Origin of the sequence: Sorangium sp. So ce1335, from assembly GCF_051521615.1 — a bacterium.
GTDB lineage: Bacteria > Myxococcota_A > Polyangia > Polyangiales > Polyangiaceae > Sorangium.
Genome location: NZ_CP150363.1, coordinates 1,931,312 through 1,950,784, shown reverse-complemented (window position 1 = coordinate 1,950,784; position 19,473 = coordinate 1,931,312). Strand labels below are relative to the sequence as shown.

The window sequence follows — 19,473 nt, the reverse complement described above, 5'->3', positions numbered from 1 at the left end:
GCACGGCCGCCGCCCTGCGGCTGGCCCCGCGCGGCCCCCTCCGGAGAGCACTATCAGACAGCCGCCTTCGACGACAGCTTGCACGTGGCCTCCCACAGGCCGTTGATGTAGACGAGGCCCAGCGCGCGGTCGTACAGCCCATATCCGGGCTTGCCGGTCTCACCCCAGATCATGCGGCCGTGGTCCGGACGCACGTAGCCGTCGAAGCCGACGTCATGGTACGCCTTCACGATGGCGGCCATGTCGAGCGAGCCCTCGCACGACAGGTGGGCCGACTCGAAGAAGGTGCCGTCCTCCTGGACGGCCACGTTGCGCAGGTGGCCGAAGGGAATACGGCCCATCCCGCCGAACTCGTACACCAGCGACACGATGCTGTTGCACAGGTCGGCGCCCAGCGATCCGGAGCACAGCGTGATGCCGTTGGCCGGAGAGTCCACGGTCTTCACGAGGCGCATCAGATCGTCGCGGTTCTTGACGATGCGCGGGAGGCCGAAGATCGGCCGGGGCGGGTCGTCCGGGTGCATGGCCATGCGGACGCCGACCTCCTCGGCGACCGGGATGATGCGCCTGAGGAAGTATTCCAGGTGCTCCCACAAGGCCTCTTCCCCGATGTTCCTGTACGCGTCGAGGATGGCGCGGAGCTGCTCCGGCCGGTAGCTCGTGTCCCAGCCGGGCAGCGCGATGCCCTGCTCCGGGTCGATCTGCGCGACGGCCTGCGCGTCGAAGGCCAGGGTCAGCGAGCCGTCGGCGAGCTCCTTGGCCATCTCCGTGCGGGTCCAGTCGAAGACGGGCATGAAGTTGTAACAGATCACCTTCACGCCGGCGGCAGCGCAGTTGCGGATGTTCTGGCAGAAATTCTCGATCAGCCGCTCGCGGCTCGGCCTGCCGAGCTTGATGTCCTCGTGCACCGGGACGCTCTCCACGACCTCGAATTTGAGGCCGGCGCCCTCGATGCGCGCCCTGAGCGCCTGCAGCTTCTCGACCGGCCACACCTCGCCCACCGGGACATCGTAGATCGCGGAGACGATACCGTAGATCCCCGGGATCTGGCGGATGTACTCGAGCCGCACGGGGTCGTCCTCGCCGTACCAGCGAAACGTCATCTTCATCGTTGCGATCTCCTCAGGCGACGTGCTCGGCGAGCGAGCGCGGCGCGGCCCCTCCGCCCGGCCCCCGGGCCGGTCAACCTTCGTCCAGGTACGGAGCCTCCACGTCGCGCGTCTCACGGCTGCCCACCGCGACAACGCGCTCGATGGTAGCTCCGGCCCCCCGCCGCATCAACCGCCCGTCGTCGAATCGGCCCACCCCCCCGCGCGGCCCGCTCGCTCCCCTGGCGACGACGCTCGCCCCGCCTCGCGACGCGGCCCATGCCGGCGCGCACGAAAGACGAGGGCCCGCCGCGCACCTCGTGCGCGGCGGGCCCTCGGGTCGCCCGCGGAAGGCGCTCTACGACTCCGCTACTCCGCGCCGCTGCCCATCCAGTAGCTCTCGGGCGGACCCAGGTAGCTGTCCTGCACGCCACCCGCGTCCACGACGATCTTCTGCAAGATCACGCCCGGATGGACCATCCAGAACTTCAGCGTGTGCTCGCCCGGCTCGTCGATCGTGAACTTCGCGCGCATGATGTTGGCGTTATCCGAGGTGTGCCGCTCCCAGATCTTGTTCCCGTTGCCGTCGAGGTCGATGGCGTAGGTCGTGTTGATCTTCTGGACCTCGCCGTCGTCGATCGACACGCCGTACTGCAGCCCCTCTTCCCACTTCTGGAAGTTGTTCCTGGGCGAGACGTACACCCAGACCGTCACCTCGCCGCTGCTGAAGAGGTGCATATCGTACTCGAGGCGAGGCGACTCGCCGCCGGGCTCCTGGGGCTCCACCGTCACAGGGAACGGCGTCATGCCCGCGCCGGTGCGGCCGATGTCCGGGAGCCGCTTCCACCAGACGTCCTCCGTGCCGACGGCGCGGCTGTACCGCTCCGCCTCCATCGACACGTAGCCGTTGGCCTCGATGTAGCGGTTGGGCTTCCAGGCGACCTTCCTCGGGTCCTCGACGCGCGCCGTGACGACCACCGAGCTGCCGTCCGACCCGGTGACCGTGATCGGGATGTCGAGCGGGAACGTCAGCGGCAGCCACCGCGACGGATCCTCGGGATCGGGGTAGCTCGTGGGGGCCATCGTCCAGTCGACCCTCACCGTCGCGCGCACCTCCTTGTCGACGACGCCGCGGCTCGGGTAGATGGTCAGCCACGGCGGGCACGGGGTGTTCGCGGCCCAGCCGGAGGGGCACTCGACCGGGAGATCGGCCTCGATCGTGTACTCGAGCGGCTCGCTGCCGCGGTTGAACACCTCGATGTACTGCTCGGGCTGGGTCTGGTACGGGCTGAACACCGGCAGCTCGGCCTTCGCCTCGCTCCCGTCACCCGCCCCGTTCGCCGTCCAGTAGTTGCTCGATCCGTCGATCGCCACGCCGAGCTCCGCCGCCGCCGGGACGGCGATGGACACGAGCTCGGGCCAGATGAACTCCTGGATGTTGTTGTACTGGTACTCGGGCTGCTGCCAGGACGGGTTGCCCGGCGCGCCGTAGCCGATGTGCGGCTGCGTCTGGAAGCCCTCCCACTTGCCGTCGGCGAGCTCGTGATTGTAGTAGTAGGAGAGGGCCAGATCGTCCTGGAGCCGCTCCTCCGCGATGACCGCCATGTCGTTGGTGGCGGCGCGCCCCTGCTGCGCGTAGAGCCGGTTCTTGAACCCGGCCAGGCGCAGCGCGTACAGGTTGGCCGTCGCCTTCACCTGGTAGAGCACGAGCTGGAAATAGGCGTCCTGCGCCTCGTGCGGCAGCAGGTGGGCGACGAACTCGGCCTGCGTGGCCAGCGCCTCCCACTCCTCCGTGACCCGCTCGAGCTCGCGGTAGCTCGTGAGGCTGAACGGGCTCGCGCTGTCGTCGTAGGTGACGGCCGCCGTGTCGGGATCCGGGACCTGGGTCGTGGGCTGGGTGAACAGGAGATCGTAGTCGACGGTGATCTTCCGGTTCGTCAGCTCCGGCTTGCGATCCGACTGCAGCAGCGCGTAGCTGTGCAGGATGTCGGCGATGATGTCCGAGTGCTCCGGGCCGAACTGCTGCTCGGTCCACTGGCGCTCCCACTCGCCGAGCTTCTCGACCGGCCAGCGCGCCGGGTTCCAGGCGTAGTCGAGGAAGAACTGGAGCGGGAGCTCCTCGTTCTTGAAGTCGCCGACGTTGACCACCCAGAGCCGATCCACACCGTAGCTGTAGGCGAGGTGGAGCTGCTCCCAGATGTTGGGCAGGAGGTTCGTGTCGACCCACTTGTAGTTACGGCCGCCGCCGACGTAGTCGAAGTGGTAGTAGAGGCCGTAGCCGCCCTCCCGCTGCTCACCCGGCTTCGGCAGGCGCTTCATGTTGCCCCAGTTGTCGTCGGCCCAGACGACGGTGACGTCGTCCGGCACGCGGATGCCGGCGTCCCAGTACCCCTGGATCTCCTTGTAGAGCGTCCAGACCTGGGGAATCGTCGTCACGTCCTCGCCGGTCACGTCGGCGAGGATCTTGCGCTGGGAGGCGATGATCTCCTCCATCAGCGGGATGCCGTCCTCCGGGGGCAGGCTGACGTCGCCCGGGCCGCGCATGCCGAGGGTGACGACGCCCTCGATGTTCTCATCGACCATGCGCTGGATGCCCTTCGTCCAGTGCTTCTTCAGCGCCTCGGCGTTCACCGAGAAGCGCCAGTCGCCGGTGCCGCCGTACGGATCCGTCTTCGGGGTGACGACGTTGCCGTTCGCGTCCTTCACCTCGGGGACCACGTGGCGATTCCACTCCTCGATGCCCTGCATCATCGGGGCCTCGTGGGAGGTGCCCATCACGATGCCGTAGCGCGTCGCGGTCTTGTGGTTCTCGGGATCGTCCTCCCCGAAGGCACGGCCCCACACGGCGGGCCAGATGTAGTTCGCCTTCATGCGGAGCGCGGCCTCGAAGACCTTCTCCCAGTAGAGGTGGTTGAGCCCGCCGGGGTGGTTCGGCGCCTTGCCCGGCCCGAACATCTTGGCCGCCCAGTTGCCGGTCGCGGGGTTCTCGTCGTTGATGAAGAAGCCGCGGAACCTCACCGCGGGCTCACCCTGGGTGTGGAGCCCGGGCAGCACGTACAGCGCTTGCTTCTTCTGGGGCGGGACGTCATCCCACCAGTAGAGGGGCGACACGCCGATCTGCGAGGAGAGATCGTACGCGCCGAAGATGGCGCCGCGCTGGTCGCTGCCCGCGATGACGAGCGCTCGCTCCACGCCCTCCATCGGGTCCTCGACGATCTGGGTGACGAAGGTCTCCCACTTGCCGGTCACCCCGGAGACGTCGAGCTTGCCGTCCTCCTCGAGCTGATCGATGAGCGGGCTCCTGCCCAGCGTTCCGATGAGGACCACCTCGGTCGCCGACTCGGGGACTTCCTCGAAGACCTCGGCCTCGATGTCGGTCACCCGCTGGATGTCGGCGGCGAGATCGCCCGCGACGCGCTTCACGCCGTCGTAATCGTCCTCGCTGACGACCAGCGGAGCGGCCTTGCCGCCCGCGGCCAGGGGAAAGCGACCCGCTCCCCCCTCGGTCGAGACGTACCTGGCCGGCGCGGCCTCGGCCTCGTCGACCGGGTCGACCGTGCCGCCCTCTCCCGGCGGGCCCTGCGGGCCCTGCGGGCCCGGCTCGCCCTGATCGCCCTTCGGTCCCGCCGGCCCCTGCTCCCCCGGCTGGCCGTTCGCGCCGTCCGACCCGCAGGCGGTCAACGTGGCGAGCGACAGGGGAATCAACAAGCAGAGCAGCGAGGGTCCGATCCGACCCTTCCTGATGGTGGTGCGTGCGTAGCTCATGACGGTGCTTTCCTCGTTGGTGCGGCTGACCGGTGTCGTCGGCCCGCCCGCGCTGCGCGCCGGCCGCGACATCCGGCGCTTGGGCCGGCCGCACGTATGCAATTGTCCAAGTCCCTCTAAGACGAGCGCCTGCGGTGATCCGGGTCGTGTTGGTCGGCGAAGCCGCGAGCCACGCCGTCGACCGTGGCTGGATTTTTCTTCCAGGAGTGTCGACACACGAGCCCGCCAGAAAGAATGAACCGATGAGTCCGGAGCGTAGCTTTATGCCCGCGGAGAGCCGTTCTGATCACACAATCTGCTCTCCCGACACAGGATGTAAGCGGCGCAACCCCCAATGCGCCGCCACAGCGAAGCTCGCCGCCATGATCGACGGCTCATGAGCAATCCGGAGCGCGCAACACAGCGTGTGCGACCGATCGACGCGTCGATGACGAGGCGATCTGCGCCGCCCGACGCGCGGCCGGCACGCCGCCTGCGCCGCCTCATCACGCGATCGTCATTCTCGATCTCGCGATGCTGGGCCCCGCTGGCTGTGGCGTGGAGACCGTCCCTCGCCGCGGGGACAGGTACTCGATGGTCCGTCGCTCATCCAGGTGGGTCGGCGGATCGCACAAGGGATCTTCGATCACCCGCGCCCGGCATGGCGGTTCGGCCTTGACATCCTCGAGTCGTTTTGCCTCTCTCCTCCTCTGCGCCGGCTCCGCCGGTGCCGGTGCCCCCGACGCCGCCACCGGCCCTGCCCGCGCCCGCGCCGATCGCAGCGGAACCGCCGCCCGGCTCATCGCCCGAAGAGCGGCCGGCTGCGGCGCGCAAGGCGAGAGGACGCAGGGCAAGAAAGCGGCGACCCATGCCCGGCAGTGTACACCGAGGGCCGGGGAGCTGGAAGCCGTGTGTGGCGCGCTGCTACCCGGCGATGGCAGCCGATCGCCCGCGCGGGAGCCCGGGGCCGGCCGGGCGGGGAGCCGGCGCGCCGGCCGGCCATGTCTTGACGGCGGCGCTCTCCCACCGGGCGTACAGATCGGGGCGCGTGACGAGCAGGAGCGCGCCAGCCGCCGCGGCGCGCCGGGCTGCGGCGTCGATGCGCGCGAGGTTCGCGCCCACCTGCCCGGGGACGGCGCTGGCCTGGAGCACGGCGAGCTTCACGCGGAGGAGCCCGGGCGGCGGGAGGCTAGAGGTTGACCTTGTAGTTCAGCTTGACCTCGTCGCCGTGCATGCCGCGGAAGCCCCAGTCGTGGGGCGGCGACTCCGAGATGCAGATCTCGATGTCCTGGTGGTCGATGCCGACCTCGTCGCGGATCCTGTCGAACAGGAGCCGTACGAGCTTCTTCTTCGTCTCGACGCTGCGGCCGGTCATCATCGAGATCTCGATGATCGTGTAGGCGTCGGTGCGCCCGCCCGGGGCGAGCATGTCCTCGCGATCCATCGGGAAGAAGCGGTGCGCCCGCTTGTCCTGCGGGAGCTGCAGCGCCTCCATGACGCAGGCGTGGATCACCCGCGACAGGGTCTCCTTCACCGGGTTGAGCCTCTCCTTGATTCCGTAGATCTTGACCTGAGACATCAACGATTCTCCTGGATCACCTGGCCATTCGAGCCGCGGCTAGAACACCGATCATGTTGAGCGAGCGAGAAATGAACCGCCAAGGCGCCAAGGACGCCAAGAAGAAGACGACGAGATCTTGGCGCCCTTGGCGCCTTGGCGGTTCGAAATTCTGCTTGTTTCAGGCGGGTTCAACCCGTTTGTCGCGCTAGGTCGCCGGCTGCCCGAGCAGGACGACGGCGATGGACAGGTTGGCGTGCTGGTTCTTGCCCCGGACGAAGCACCCCTGCTCGCCGAACGTGAAGCTGCCGAGGAACGGCGTCGGGCCGAGCGCGGCGGTCATCCCCTGGACCACGCGCTCGATGTCGTCGCGCACCGCGAGCATGCAGCCGGCGCAGAAGATCACCAGCGCGCCCTCGGGCCGGAACGAGGGCCGCGCGGACGCGAGCGCGGCGCCCGCCACGGACTGGATCCGATCGAGCACGTCCTCCCGCGTACCCTTCATCAGCACGAGCTCGTCTCCCTCGTTGATGTGCACGCCGAAGGTCAGCGCGTTGTCCTCGTCCACCGCATTGGGGTGGATGAGCACGAATTGCGGGACCTTGCCCGCCCAGCCGGCGGGCCTGCCGAGCGGGCAAAGCGTGCTCTCCGCCGCGATGGATCCGCCGCCGAGCTGCGCGGAGAGCGCGCCGCCGGTCCAGCGGTTGTAGACCTCCGCGGCCGGGAGCCCGTCGATCTCGGGCACCCGCCGGCCCTCCGAGCGGGTCACCCAGCCCCGGTGCTCGGTCGCCGTGTAGCCGGAGCCGAACGCGAAGGCGAGCTCGCCCGAGGGATACAGGGCCGACAGGAGGACCGCGTCGCGGTGCGCCGCCCCGCGCGCGAGCTGCGACAGCACCCCGCCGAGCGAGTTCGCCGCGGAGGAGCCGCCGAACACGGGCACGTCGGGCCCCGCAGCGTCCTCGATCCCGCAGAGGACTTGCTCCTCCACGCCGGGCGGCGCGGTCAGCCAGAACAGCGCCGGCGGCTTGCCGCCGCGGCCGGCGTCCTCCATCGCGCGGCGCGCCGCGCGGGCGGCCGCCGCGCGGGGCGATTCGCCGACCGGCTCGGCCGCCGTGCCGTAGGCGCCCTGCGCGTCCGCGATGCCGAACACGGCGAGGCCAGGGCCCCCGGCGCCGTGGATCCCGGCGGAGGTCATGACCGAGAGGCAGGAGCTCGATCCGTGGACCCGCACGGAGGACGGCAGCGCCGCCGTGGCGCGCGCGAGCTCGCTGAGATCATGGGATTCGGTGTAGCTCAGGACGACGTGATCCGGCTCCCCGCCCAGGCTCGCGCGGAGCGCCGACATGGCCTCCGCGAGCGCGGCGTCCGCCGAGCCCGCCGAGGAGGACGCGGTGGCGATCCGCATTCGCGCCGCAGCTTGCTCGGCGCCCGCCCGGCCCGCACGGGGAGCCTCCTTCACGTCGCCATTCCCCGCGGGAAGAGCGGCGCTTTCCCTGCTCAGATCGCTGCTATCCATCGGCATCTTGACCTCCTGCCGTGCCCCCCCAGGTCGGGTCGACCACGCCCGATCCATATACACGAACCCGCGCCGACCCCGGCCGGATTCGAGCGCTGGAATGAGGCCTGCCTCAATCGTCCGGGTCCTCGCCCTTCGGCCCGGACTGCCCAGCGGCGGCCTCGTCGTCCTCCTCCCCGTCCTCCTCGGAGAGCTCGGCGCTCGCCGCGCCCGTCGCTTCCCCGGCGAGCGCCATGCGCTCGGCGAGCGGCCGCTCCGGCAACGTGAGCAGCGGGCCATCGCCGAGCTCGCCCATCATGTTGAGGTACGCGTTCATCGCGTGACACACCGAGTCGGTGCGCACGTAACGATCCCGGACGCTCCAGAACACCCCGCCGGCGGACGCCCGCGGGTTCTTCACCACGAACGAGTTCTCCGGCCCGTACGTGTATTGCAGGAGCAACCGGATCGCGGCGACCACCGCGTCCTTGTACCGCTCGCAGCCGTCCATGCCCTTCTGGCGGCAGTGATGATAGACCTCCGACATCACCTCGGCGAGCCAGCCTGTCCCGCTGCTCGACAGCGATCGCTGCCAGCGGCCGTAGCGGTAGGCGTCCTCGGGCCTGCGCCACTGCCGCTTCACGAGGTCGTCGGCGCAGCGGAACACGGCCTGCTCGGCGCGCGGATCGCCGCTCGCCTTCGCGAAATCGAGCAGCGACTGGACGGCCCACGAGCTCGAGATCGGGTTGGGCTTCCTGTAGTCGTCGCCGAGGAAGCAGCCCTTCTTGGCGATCCTGGCGAGCACGAAGTCCGCGGTCTGCGCCGCGGCGTCGAGGTATTTCTTGTTGCTCGTGGCCCGGTAGGTGCGCGACAGCGCGGAGAGGACCTGTCCGGTGTAGAGCGTCGACTCCTTGCCCTGGACCTTCCACGCGCCGCCTTCTTGCCCGCTCAGGGCCGAGCGCACGCTGCCGTCGGGCCGCTGCATCTCGATGAGCCAGTCGGCCGCCATCACGGCGGACTCGAGGTATTTCTTCTCCTTCGTCAGCCCGTGGAGCTCGAGCAGCGTGAAGATCGTCTTCGACGCGGTGCCCACGACGAGCCGGCGCTCGGGCCGCTTGCGCTCGAGGTCGAACGCGTAGAAGAAGCCGCCGGCCGTGCGATCGCGCACCTCGCGGCTCTGCATCGCCATCATGAAGCCCGCGGCCTCGGTCGCGAGGCGGAGCAGGCGGTCGTCCGGCTTGTAGGCGTGCAGCTTCAGCAGCGTCAGCGCCGTGGACGCGGTGTAGATCGTGTGGAGCTCGTCCTCGAACCGGTCCGAAGGGGCATGGTAGTACTTGTGAACCCCCTTGTGCTGCGGGTCGATGACGCGCAGGAGATAGCCCTTGCCGTCCTCGATGCGCTTCGCGAGCAGGGCCTTGTCGAGGAAACGGACCGGCACGAGGCCGTGCGTGAGCTCGACCGCCTTCCCCTTCCCCTCGACGCTCTCGACCATCGACTGGTGATGATCCGGCAGCTCCACGACGAGCCGCGCGCCGTCGAGCGCGTCGCGCGCGCCGCCAGCCGCCGCGAGCGCCCGGCGCGCGGCGCCCTTCAGCGCGACGCAGAGCCCCGCGTCCGACGCGTCGCCGCGCGCGATCTGCTTCCCTTCCTGGAAGCCCATCACGACAGCGCGGAAAGGGCGATTGGACGACAGGGACAGATCGCATGTCACCTTGTCACCGCCCGCCATCACCTGGCGAACGAACGCCATGGTGCGATCGCGGAAGGTGGCATTGTCGAGCTCGGCGCCCGCGCCGCCGCCCTCCGGGAGCTGGATCGCCGGGTCGGGCACCCGGGACAGATTCGCGGCGATCTGGGTCGCAAAGCGGTCGTCGCCCGGCGGCGCGGCGGCCCTCCGGGCCTGCGGGGCGCCGGTCGACGCGGCCGGGGCGGCCGACGCGGCCGCGGGCTTCGCCGCTGCCTCGTCGGCGCGCTTGCGGCTGTCGCATCCGGTCGTGAGCGCCGAGGACACAGCGGCGAGCGCCGCCAGGGTTGCGATGGTGAGAGCGCGTGAAGGCGGCATGGACAGGTACCCCGGAAAGCAGCGAGTTCGACGCGTATCAGCAACTCCGAGGCTCCGCAAGACCGAAGCCGAGCGGGGCACGCCGGCTCGCGGATGTCGGACGTGCGGACGCGTGCCCGCGCGCCCCGCTCGCTGTCGGCGTGTCGGCGACACAGCGATGCTCACATCGGCGCCGTTTGTGCGCAAACGACTGCCTGTCTTGCACGTACGCGTGCCGCCTGTGACAACCGCGTAGCAGAGCGATTCCTCGATGTACCCAGGCCATTTCTCGCTTGCGTCGAACGTCGCGCGGGGGCGATATAAGCGAGTTTCGCTCCCTTATCGGATACGAGAGAAAGGGGCCAGGTGGCGGGATGAGATTCTTAACACAACGCAACGCGGCGTTAACCTGCTGGCTCGGGGGGTCGCTCCTCGTGATCGGCCCGGGATGCACGGCCGGCGCGGATCGCGCCGAGGTAAGCGGCACCGCGGAGGACGCGGCCGAAGTCGCCGAGTTCCTCAGCGGGACGACGTCGTTCGTGTCTGCGGACGATCTGCCCAGGGTGTTCTACGGGGAAGAGGAGGAGGAAGAAGAAGAAGAAGAAGAAGAGGAGGAGGAAGAAGAGGAGGAGGAAGAACGCGAGCTCGAGGAGGGCGATATCTACCGGGTCCTCCGGGACGGGCACCTCCTGAACCTCAACGGCTATCGGGGCCTCCAGGTCATCGACATCCACGATCCGGAGAGCCCGACGCTCGTCGGGCAGATGCCGGTCGCCGGGACGCCGGTCGAGATGTACGTCGACGGCGATCGCGCCGTCGTTCTGATGAACAACTGGGTCGGGTTCCGCGCCACGCCGGGCAGCCTCGCGGTGGAGCGCCGGGAGGGCGGGGCCGTCCTCCTCATCGACATCTCCAACCGGAACGCGCCCGAGCTCCTATCGCAGTTCGACGTGCCCGGGTACATCGCGACGAGCCGGTACGCGAACGGCGCGACCCGGGACGCCCTCTACGTGGCCAGCACCGAGTGGGGGTGGGTCGACCTCGGGAACGGCAACTCCGAGTATCGCAACCAGGCGGTGGTCAAGAGCTTCGACGTGACCCGGCGCGGGCTCGTCGAGCGCAGCCGGCTCGACCTCGGCGGGTACGTGACGGGCGTCCACGCGGAAGGCGACGTGCTGCTCGTGGCGCGCGGCCCCGAGGACTGGGATCACGAGAACAGCCAGGTGTCGATCGTCGACATCTCGAACATCGACGGATCCATGACGCTGCGGGACACGGTCACCGTGGACGGCTACGTGCGCTCGCAGTTCCACATGGACTTCCGCGACGACACGCTGCGCGTCTTCTCGGGCCCGCAGTGGGGCGGGGGGACGAGCCACCTTCAGACGTGGGACGCGTCGGATCCCGACGACCTCGCGCCGATCGACAGCGAGGACTTCGGCGAGGGCGAGTCGCTCTACGGCGCGGTCTTCCTCGACGACCGGGCGTTCGCCGTCACCTACTTCCGCACGGATCCCTTCCACGCCTTCTCGATCGATCCCGACGGGAACGTCGAGGAGAAGAGCGAGTTCATCGTCTCCGGATGGAACGATTTCCTGCGCCCGGTGCTCGGCGCGACCCGCCTCATCGGGATCGGGGTGAACGACGAGGGCGGGACGCGCAGGCTCGCGGCCAGCCTGTACGACATCACCGACCTGACAAACCCGAACCCGATGATCGCGCGCTCCGAGGTGGCGGGGAACGACGACGGCTGGAACTGGTCGGAGGCCAGCTGGGACCACCGCGCGTTCACCGTGCTCGACGGGGCCGTGAGCGTGGCGGCGCCGACCGGCGAGATCGAGACGGGCCTCGTGCTCCTGCCGTTCACCGGGTACAGCCGGGAGAGCGGCCGGTGGAGGATGAACTCTGCCGTGCAGATCTTCACGTACTCGAGCGCGACGCTGACCCGCCGCGGCGTGATGAAGCACGCCAGCCCCGTGCGCCGCACGTTCCGCGCCGGCCCGGACACCGCGGCGAACGTGTCGGAGACGCAGCTCAGCCTCTACGATCAGCGCGATCTCGACGACCCGAAGAAGCTCGGCGACCTCGATCTCGCGCCCAACTACGCCGCCGTCCTCGGATACGGCGATCACCGCGTGCGCATCCGCAGCCCCGAGCAGGACTCCTGGGAGCGCGACGCCGGCGAGATGGCGGTGGCGGAGGTCATCGCCGCGTCGGACGTCGCCGACGTCGCGGCGCCGCTCGCGACCTTCCCGGTCACGCCCGAAGCGAGCTATTACAAGGTCGGGGACGACCTCCTCGCCGTCGTGACCTCCAGGTACGTGGGCTGGCCCAGCTACGAGACGACGATCAGCGTCGTCGATCTCTCGGATCCGGTGCGGCCGCGCGCCGCGGGGCAGCTCGTCACGACGGATCTGCCCCCGAGCTACGGCGCTTATTATGATGTTTACGACTACGTGCCGACGAGGCTCCATGTCACGAACCGGTCGCTCACGTTCGTGAGCAAGACCGGCACCTGGACCGACATCGGCCCGGCAGAGCATTGCCAGTCGTACGTCGCGTACGAGCACGGCGAGAGTGCCTGCTCCGGCGTGGACAACTGCACGTACATCACGGGGCTGCGCACCTGCCACGCGCTCGAGGGCGGGCCGGAGTACTGCGAGGGCGGGTTCGCGACGTGCACGACGCGGCTCGTCGAGGGCGAGGACGACTGTACGCCCATCGCCGACGAGGCTGCGCTCGACGGGCTCCTCGAGTCGTATTGCTACGACGGCACGGCGCGCCGCGAGGTCACCGGGATCACCGTCCACGTCGTCGACCTGTCGGACCCGGATCACCCGGCGGTCGTGCCGCCCCTCGCGCTCCCCGCGGACGAGTCCGGCGTGAGCTCGCTGGCGCACAAGGGCGACGTCTACGTGTCCGTCAAGCTGCCCGCCGCCGTGCCCGACGACCCGCGCCCCCACGCGCGCTACTTCCTCCGGCGCGTCGACCTGTCGCGCCCCGCGGCGCCCGTCCTCGGCCCGGCGATCAACGTCCCTGGCGAGGTCCTCGCGATCCGCGGCACGAAGGTGTTCACGCGCGACAGGGTGTGGGGGAGCCACTTCATCGAGCCGGCGATCGCGCGATCGACGCTGCACGACGGGCGCGCGCACCTGAACCACTACCAGGAGCTCTTCGGCAAGACGATCAACAACACCCTCCTCATCGACGAGCACCAGCGGGCCCTCATGATGTACGGCGACCGGATCTGGCCGTCGTACTGGCGGTGGAGCTACGGCTACGAGGCGGACACCCTCGCGATCCTGCGGCCGAGCGACACGAGCTCGTCGACCGGGTTCGACGTGCTCTCGGAGACGCCGATCGATGGCTGGATGACGCTGATGCCCTTCGTCGCCGAGCGCCGCGCGTTCTTCAACGTGGATTACGGCACGCTGATGGTCGACTACGAGGACCCGCGCCGGCCCGTGGCGCAGGCGTTCTTCATGGGCGCGTGGCAACCCCAGGTGCTCGTCGACAGGGCCCAGGACGAGGTCCTTGTCAGCGCGCAGCGGTACGGCATCCACCAGCTCGACCTCGACGTCACGAACCTCCTGCAGTAGCGCGAAGCGCCCCTCCCCCTCGGCAGCGCGTTGAGCGCGCCTCCCCCCAACCTCCAGACAAGCCGCCACGCCGGCACCGGGCCCATCGCGGCGCGCTCGTCGATGGCAGGCATCTGCCCAGCAGAGCTCGGCGAGGGCCCCGCCTCGCCGGCGCGCGCCCCCAGGCCGGCGCTGCGGGCGCCGCGCGGCGCGCTATCTTGCCGGCATGGGACCCGCGCAGATCAAGGGCAGGAACGTGGACATCAAGATGTGGACCCGGCCGGAGGAGGTCGAGCCGGTCGCCCTGGAGCAGCTGCGCAACATCAGCGCCCTGCCCTGGGTGTTCCACCACGTCGCCGCGATGCCCGACGTCCACTTCGGCAAGGGCGCGACCGTCGGCTCGGTGATCGCGATGCGGGACGCTGTCGCGCCGGCCGCCGTGGGCGTGGACATCGGCTGCGGCATGGGCGCGCTCCGCACGAACCTCACGGCCGCCGACCTGCCCGACGATCTCAAGCGGATCCGCGGCGACATCGAGCGGGCGATCCCCGTGGGGTTCGCCGCCCACGACGCGCCGCCGAAGGAGTTCGCGAGCCTGCCGCTCTGGGAGGAGTTCTCGAGGCTGACCCCGAAGGTCAAGGGCCTGTTCACGAGGGCGCGCTGTCAGCTCGGCACGCTGGGCGGCGGCAACCACTTCATCGAGCTCTGCCTCGACACGGAGGGCGGCGTGTGGCTGATGCTCCACTCCGGCTCTCGCAACATCGGGAAGGAGCTCGCCGAGATCCACATCGCCACGGCGAAGAAGCTCGCCCACAACCGCGACCTGCCCGATCGCGACCTCGCCGTGTTCCTCGCCGGCACCCCGGAGATGAAGGCCTACCGTCACGACCTCTTCTGGGCGCAGCGCTACGCGCGCGCGAACCGCGAGGCCATGTTCCACCTCGCAGAGGGCGTCCTGCGGCGGCACTTCCCGCAGCTCGAGATCCAGGAGGCCATCTATTGCCACCACAACTACGTGGCCGAGGAGCGCCACTTCGGCGAGGACGTGCTGGTGACCCGCAAGGGCGCGATCCGCGCGGGGCGGGGCGAGCTCGGCATCATCCCCGGCTCGATGGGCACGCGCTCGTACATCGTCCGGGGCCTCGGCAACCCCGAGGCGTTCGAGAGCGCGTCGCACGGCGCGGGGCGCAAGATGAGCCGCGGCGAGGCGAAGCGGCGCTTCACCGTCAAGGACCTCGCCGCGCAGACCGCCGGCGTCGAGTGCCGCAAGGACGGCGGGGTCCTCGACGAGATCCCCGCCGCGTACAAGCCGATCGAGCGGGTCATGGAGGACCAGCGCGATCTCGTCGAGATCGTGGCCGAGCTGCGGCAAGTGATGTGCGTGAAGGGGTGAGAAGGGGGATGTAACATCGAGGCGGCGAGCCGTCCGGGCGGGCGACCGGCGCGGCGATGGGCCGCGCCCGACGCGCCCGACGCGCCCGGCGCGCCCGGCGCGCCCGGAATGCTTTCCCGCCTTTTCCACGGCGCGCGCCGCATTCGCGCCCCCCGCCCGCCGTCGCGTCGGCTACGATGCGCGTCGCCGGCGCGACGCACGCCGCGTGCGCCGCCGCGCGGAGACGTCATGAAGTCGGACTGGATCGATCTCGGCCCCCTCTCGGAATTTCCGGCCGAGGAGCCGGTGCTGCGCAAGGACGACGCGGGGCGGCGCTTCGCCTGCGTGCGCCGGGGTGGAGAGGTCCACGCGCTCGACGATCGGTGCCCGCACCAGGGGTACCCGCTCTCGCAGGGCGCGCTGCGCGGCGGGGTGCTGACCTGCGCGTGGCACAACTGGAAGTTCGACGTCGCCACGGGCGCCTGCTCGTTCGGCGGCGAGGCGGTGCGCCGCTACGCGACGCGGGTCGACGGCGGGCGCGTGCTCCTGAACCGCGCCGTCGACAGAGCGGCCGAGGTGCGGCGCCTCGTCGCCGGCCTGCGCGAGGCGGTCCTGCGCGACGATCCGGCGCGCGCCCTGCGCGAGGGCCTCCGGCTCGGGGCGCTCGGGCTGCACCGGGGCGCCGCGACCGGCCTCGGCAGCCTGCACCTCGCGTTCGAGGTGCTCGCGAGGGACGGGGCGGAGCGCGCCGAATACGGCTTCGATCACGGCCTCGCCGTGCTCGCGGACCTCTGCGCCTGGGTCGAGCGCGGCTGGGTGCCCGCCGAGGAGGCGTTCGTCGTCGCCGCCCACGCGATCGGCGAGGCGTCGGCGCGGCTCGGCGCGCGCGGCAAGGGCGCCGGCAAGGCCCGCGGGAGCTCGCCGCTCGCGCGCATCGCCGAGTTCGAGACGGACGAGCCGGCGAAGGTGAGCGAGGCGCTCGAGGCGGAGCGGCGCGACGAGGCCGAGGCGCGGATGCGCGAGCTCGTCGAGGTCCGCGGCACCGCCGGCGCGCGCCGGGCGCTCCTGCCCTTCGTCGCGCAGCACCTCCACGACTACGGGCACGGCGCGATCTTCCTCTCCAAGGCGCTCGAGCTGGCCGAGCGGTTCTCCTCCGCCGCCGACGAGGTCCTCGCGGCCTCGACGGTGCAGCTCGCCTGGGCCACGGCCGACACGAGCCTGCCGCCCTTCGCCGCCACGCGCGCCGCGCTCGCGCGCGTCGCCGAGCTGCCGCTGCGCGCGCCGCCCACGCCTGACGCCGCCGCGGGCACCGCAGCGCCGGCCGGCGCGCCGCTCGATCCCGCGGAGCGCGCCGCCTTCGAGGCGGAGGTGCTCGCCGGAGAGCGCGAGGCCGTCGAGGCGGCCGTGCGCTGGCTCGGGCGGGGCGCCGGTCCGCTCGCGCTGCTCGGCGCGATCGGGCACGCCGCGGCCGTGCGCCTCGCGCGCTTCGACGCGGCATGGGAGCAGCGCCTGGACGCCGAGGTCGGGGTGCTCGACGTCACCCACGCCGTCACCTTCGCGGAGGCGGCGGCCGCGCTCGCCCGCGGCGCGCTCCCGCACGAGGCCGCGCAGCTCGCCGTGCTCGCGGCCGGCTTCGTGGGCAAGCTCCGGAGCGCGGACGCTGTCGCGCCGGCCGCCGCCGCGCCGCCTGCCGCCGCGCCGCCTGCCGCCGCGCCGCCTGCCGCCGCCGCTCCGGCGGCCGCCGCGCCACATGCCGCCGCGCTGCTCGAGGCGGCGGCGGCGCGCGACGTCGGCGGGGCGCTCGCGATCGCGCGGCAGCTCGACGCCGAGGGGCGCCGCCGCGCCTACGCCGAGCTCGCCCCGTTCGCCGCGTTCGACGCCGCCGTGCGGCCGATCTTCACCGCGCACGCCGTGAAGACGCTCGAGGCGCTCCACCGGCTCGAGGCGTCCGATCCGCAGCCCGATGGCGCTTACCTGGAGGCGCTGCTCGCCTGTATCGTCCCCGTCCGGCGAGAGCTCCACGTGCGGCGGATCGCGGCCGTGGCGAGGAAGTTCATGTCCGATGGCCGGCCCCCGGAGGGGCTGTATTGAGCGCGCAACGCCGCGCCGCGAGGGGCGCCATCGCGACCGACGCGCGCGCCGGCGCGACGTGACCGGCGACGAGCGCGAGCGGCGCGTGTCGCGCGCTCGCCGCGCTCGACACAAACACGTGTCAGGGCCGTGAGGAGAGGGCGATCGGCGCGCGTCGAGCGCGCGCCCGCGCCGGCGCGACGTGACCCGCGCCGCCCGCGAGGCCGATCCCGCCCTGTGGCCAGCGGCGGACGCTTCATGCATACTGGCCGTGCATGCGGCTCGAGCCCGGTTCCCACGTAGCGCCGCACCTCATGCTCGTGAGCCTCCTCAGGATGGGGGGCATCGGCAGCATCTGGGCGGCGCGCCACCTCGGGCTCGGCAAGGACGTCGCCGTCAAGTTCATGTCCGCGTCGCTCGCGACCGACCCGACCGCGATCGCCCGGTTTCACCGCGAGGGCGCGCTCATGGCGAGGCTCAAGAGCCCCCATGTGGCCGAGGTCTACGAGCACGGCGTCGCCGAGGACGGCCTCCCGTACATCGTGATGGAGCTGCTCCGCGGCGAGGAGCTGTCCGATCGGCTGGCGCGCGCCGGTCGCTTCTCGCTCGAGCAGACGGTCGCCCTCGTGTCGGAGCTCTGCGCGGGCCTCGCCGCGGCGCACACGCTCGGGATCGTCCACCGGGACATCACGCCGGAGCACGTCTTCCTCGCCGACGTCGGCGGCAGCCCCAGCGTCAAGCTGCTCGACTTCGGCGTGGCCCGGGGCGATCTCGACTGCGACGGCACCACGCTGACGGCCACGGGCGCCGTCGTCGGCAGCCTCGTCTACATGAGCCCGGAGCAGTTCTTCAACCCGAGGCAGGTCGACGGCCGCTCGGACCTCTGGTCCGTGGCCGTCATGGCCTACCAGGCGCTCACCGGCGCTCCGCCGTTCGAGGAGAAGGGGCTCGAGGCCCTGCTCGGCGCCATCCGCATCGGCAACTTCCCGCTCCCGAGCGCGCGCCGCCCCGACGTCGCGCCCGCCGTCGACGCGTGGTTCGTCAAGGCGCTGTCGCGCGAGCCCTCGGGCCGCTTCGACACCGCCGAGGAGATGGCGGACGCGCTGCGCCAGGCCGCCGCCTCGGGACGGCCGCCCGTGGCTCCGGCGGGCGCGGCCGGCAAGGCGAGCTAGCCGTCATGGCGCGCGCCCGCACCCCGAGCCGCTCCAACCACGAGCTCGTGTTCCGCAGCGCCCGCAAGGGCGAGGAGGGCACGCTCGCCACGGTCGCCTACCGCGCCTTCCAGGCGGGCGATCCCGAGGCCTGGCTGCGGTATTTCACCGAGCACGCGCACCTCGCCCTCGACAACGTGATCGTCGCCGAGACCGACGGCCAGCTCGTCGGGCACGCCTCCTCGCTCGACCTCACGATGAGCTTCGCGGGCGCGGACGTGCCCTTCCAGGGCCTCGCGACCGTGGCGGTGCTCCCGGAGTTCCGCCGCCGGGGCATCGCCGATCGGCTCGTCCGCGAGAGCCTCCGCCGCATGCGCCGGCGCGGCGAGGCGCTCGCGCTCCTCCACCCGTTCCGGCTCTCGTTTTACCGCCGCTTCGGCTTCGGCGTGTGCGAGCTCCGGGACGTCGTGCGCACCTCGCCCGACCGGCTCCCGGACTCCGTGCTGCGCCGCCACGTGCGGGCCTTCTCCCGCCCCCGCGACGAGCCGCTCATCAAGCAGGCCTACGATCTCGCGCGCAACGACACGACCGGTCAGCTCAAGCGGAGCGACTACTGGTGGGACGTGCGCGTGTTCAAGCGCTCCCCGAGCGGCGCGGTCTACGTGGATCCGGGCTCGAAGGCGATCGCCGGCTATCTCCTCTTCGACGTGCCGGAGGGCGGCGCCTACGGCGTCCAGCAGCTCCTCGTCCGCGAGCTCCGCGCGCCGACGCCGGGCGCCTACCGCGGGCTCATCGGCTTCCTCGGCGCGCTCGGCGATCAGTACGAGGTCGTGGAGCTCATGCTCCCGCGCGGCTACGGCGCGCCGCTGCTCGACGAGCCCGGCATCCGCGATGAGCCCATCGCGTACGAGACGGCCGCCCGGCACCCCGGCCAGTGCCCGCCGCCCGTCCACGCGGCGCACCGCCGCAACGTCCTCGGCCTGACGGCGGCGGGCGCGATGGGGCGCATCGTCGACGTCGCCGCCGCGCTCGCGCTGCACCCCTCGCCGCGGAAGCACGGCGTCCGCGGCGCCATCGGCCTCGACGTCGAGGATCCCGTGTTCACGGACGCGCCGCGCGCCTTCGACGTCACCTTCGCGGCGCGCGGCGTCCAGACGGCGCCCGGCAGGACGGCTGGCGACCGCCTCTCGCTCTCCATCGAGCGGCTCACGCAGATCTATTTCGGCGCCACCTCGGCGCGCGATCTCCTGAGCCAGGGCTTCGTTGTGGGCAGCGCCAAGGCGGCGGCGCTCCTCGACGCGGCCTTCGCGGGCCCCCCCTTGTTCCTCGGCGCCTTCAACGGGTTCTGACCGAGCGGCCGCGCCCCCGGCCGCCCC

General features: G+C 71.2%; 11 protein-coding genes. 5 read left to right on the top strand and 6 right to left on the bottom strand.

What is annotated here, in order from left to right:
* Nucleotides 1-53: 53 nt before the first annotated feature.
* The 6 genes from uxuA to WMF24_RS07135 form a co-directional block, all read right to left on the bottom strand.
* The gene (uxuA, locus tag WMF24_RS07160; RefSeq protein WP_437735612.1) at nt 54-1,109 is read right to left on the bottom strand and encodes a mannonate dehydratase; all 1,056 of its coding nucleotides are present in this window, start codon (nt 1,107-1,109) and stop codon (nt 54-56) included.
* A 348-nt stretch (nt 1,110-1,457) separates the two neighbouring features.
* Nucleotides 1,458-4,853: a glycosyl hydrolase 115 family protein gene (locus WMF24_RS07155; protein ID WP_437735611.1), complete on the bottom strand. Its 3,396-nt coding sequence runs from the start codon at nt 4,851-4,853 to the stop codon at nt 1,458-1,460.
* A gap of 903 nt (nt 4,854-5,756) precedes the next feature.
* Nucleotides 5,757-5,996, bottom strand: coding sequence for a hypothetical protein (locus WMF24_RS07150; RefSeq protein ID WP_437735610.1), 240 nt, complete (start codon nt 5,994-5,996; stop codon nt 5,757-5,759).
* Between the two features lie 25 nt (nt 5,997-6,021).
* Entirely contained in the window at nt 6,022-6,411 is a 390-nt protein-coding gene (locus tag WMF24_RS07145; RefSeq protein WP_437735609.1) for a tautomerase family protein, read from the bottom strand.
* 187 nt (nt 6,412-6,598) lie between these two features.
* Nucleotides 6,599-7,795, bottom strand: coding sequence for an FIST signal transduction protein (locus tag WMF24_RS07140; protein ID WP_437735608.1), 1,197 nt, complete (start codon nt 7,793-7,795; stop codon nt 6,599-6,601).
* Nucleotides 7,796-8,018: 223 nt separating this feature from the next.
* The gene (locus tag WMF24_RS07135) at nt 8,019-9,947 is read right to left on the bottom strand and encodes a D-glucuronyl C5-epimerase family protein (protein WP_437735607.1); all 1,929 of its coding nucleotides are present in this window, start codon (nt 9,945-9,947) and stop codon (nt 8,019-8,021) included.
* A gap of 413 nt (nt 9,948-10,360) precedes the next feature.
* On the opposite strand from WMF24_RS07135, the gene WMF24_RS07130 reads away from it, so the two are divergent.
* From WMF24_RS07130 to WMF24_RS07110, 5 genes are all read left to right on the top strand, one after another.
* Nucleotides 10,361-13,525, top strand: a complete 3,165-nt coding sequence (locus WMF24_RS07130) for a beta-propeller domain-containing protein (RefSeq protein WP_437735606.1) — start codon at nt 10,361-10,363, stop codon at nt 13,523-13,525.
* Between the two features lie 205 nt (nt 13,526-13,730).
* Entirely contained in the window at nt 13,731-14,897 is a 1,167-nt protein-coding gene (locus tag WMF24_RS07125; RefSeq protein WP_437735605.1) for an RtcB family protein, read from the top strand.
* Nucleotides 14,898-15,125: 228 nt separating this feature from the next.
* Complete coding sequence (locus tag WMF24_RS07120) at nt 15,126-16,967, top strand: Rieske 2Fe-2S domain-containing protein (RefSeq protein WP_437735604.1); 1,842 nt, start codon at nt 15,126-15,128, stop codon at nt 16,965-16,967.
* Between the two features lie 293 nt (nt 16,968-17,260).
* On the top strand, nt 17,261-18,118 hold the full coding sequence (locus tag WMF24_RS07115; RefSeq protein ID WP_437735603.1) for a serine/threonine-protein kinase: 858 nt from the start codon (nt 17,261-17,263) through the stop codon (nt 18,116-18,118).
* A 5-nt stretch (nt 18,119-18,123) separates the two neighbouring features.
* A complete protein-coding gene (locus tag WMF24_RS07110; protein WP_437735602.1) occupies nt 18,124-19,446 on the top strand; it encodes a GNAT family N-acetyltransferase in 1,323 nt (440 codons plus the stop codon).
* Nucleotides 19,447-19,473: the final 27 nt, after the last annotated feature.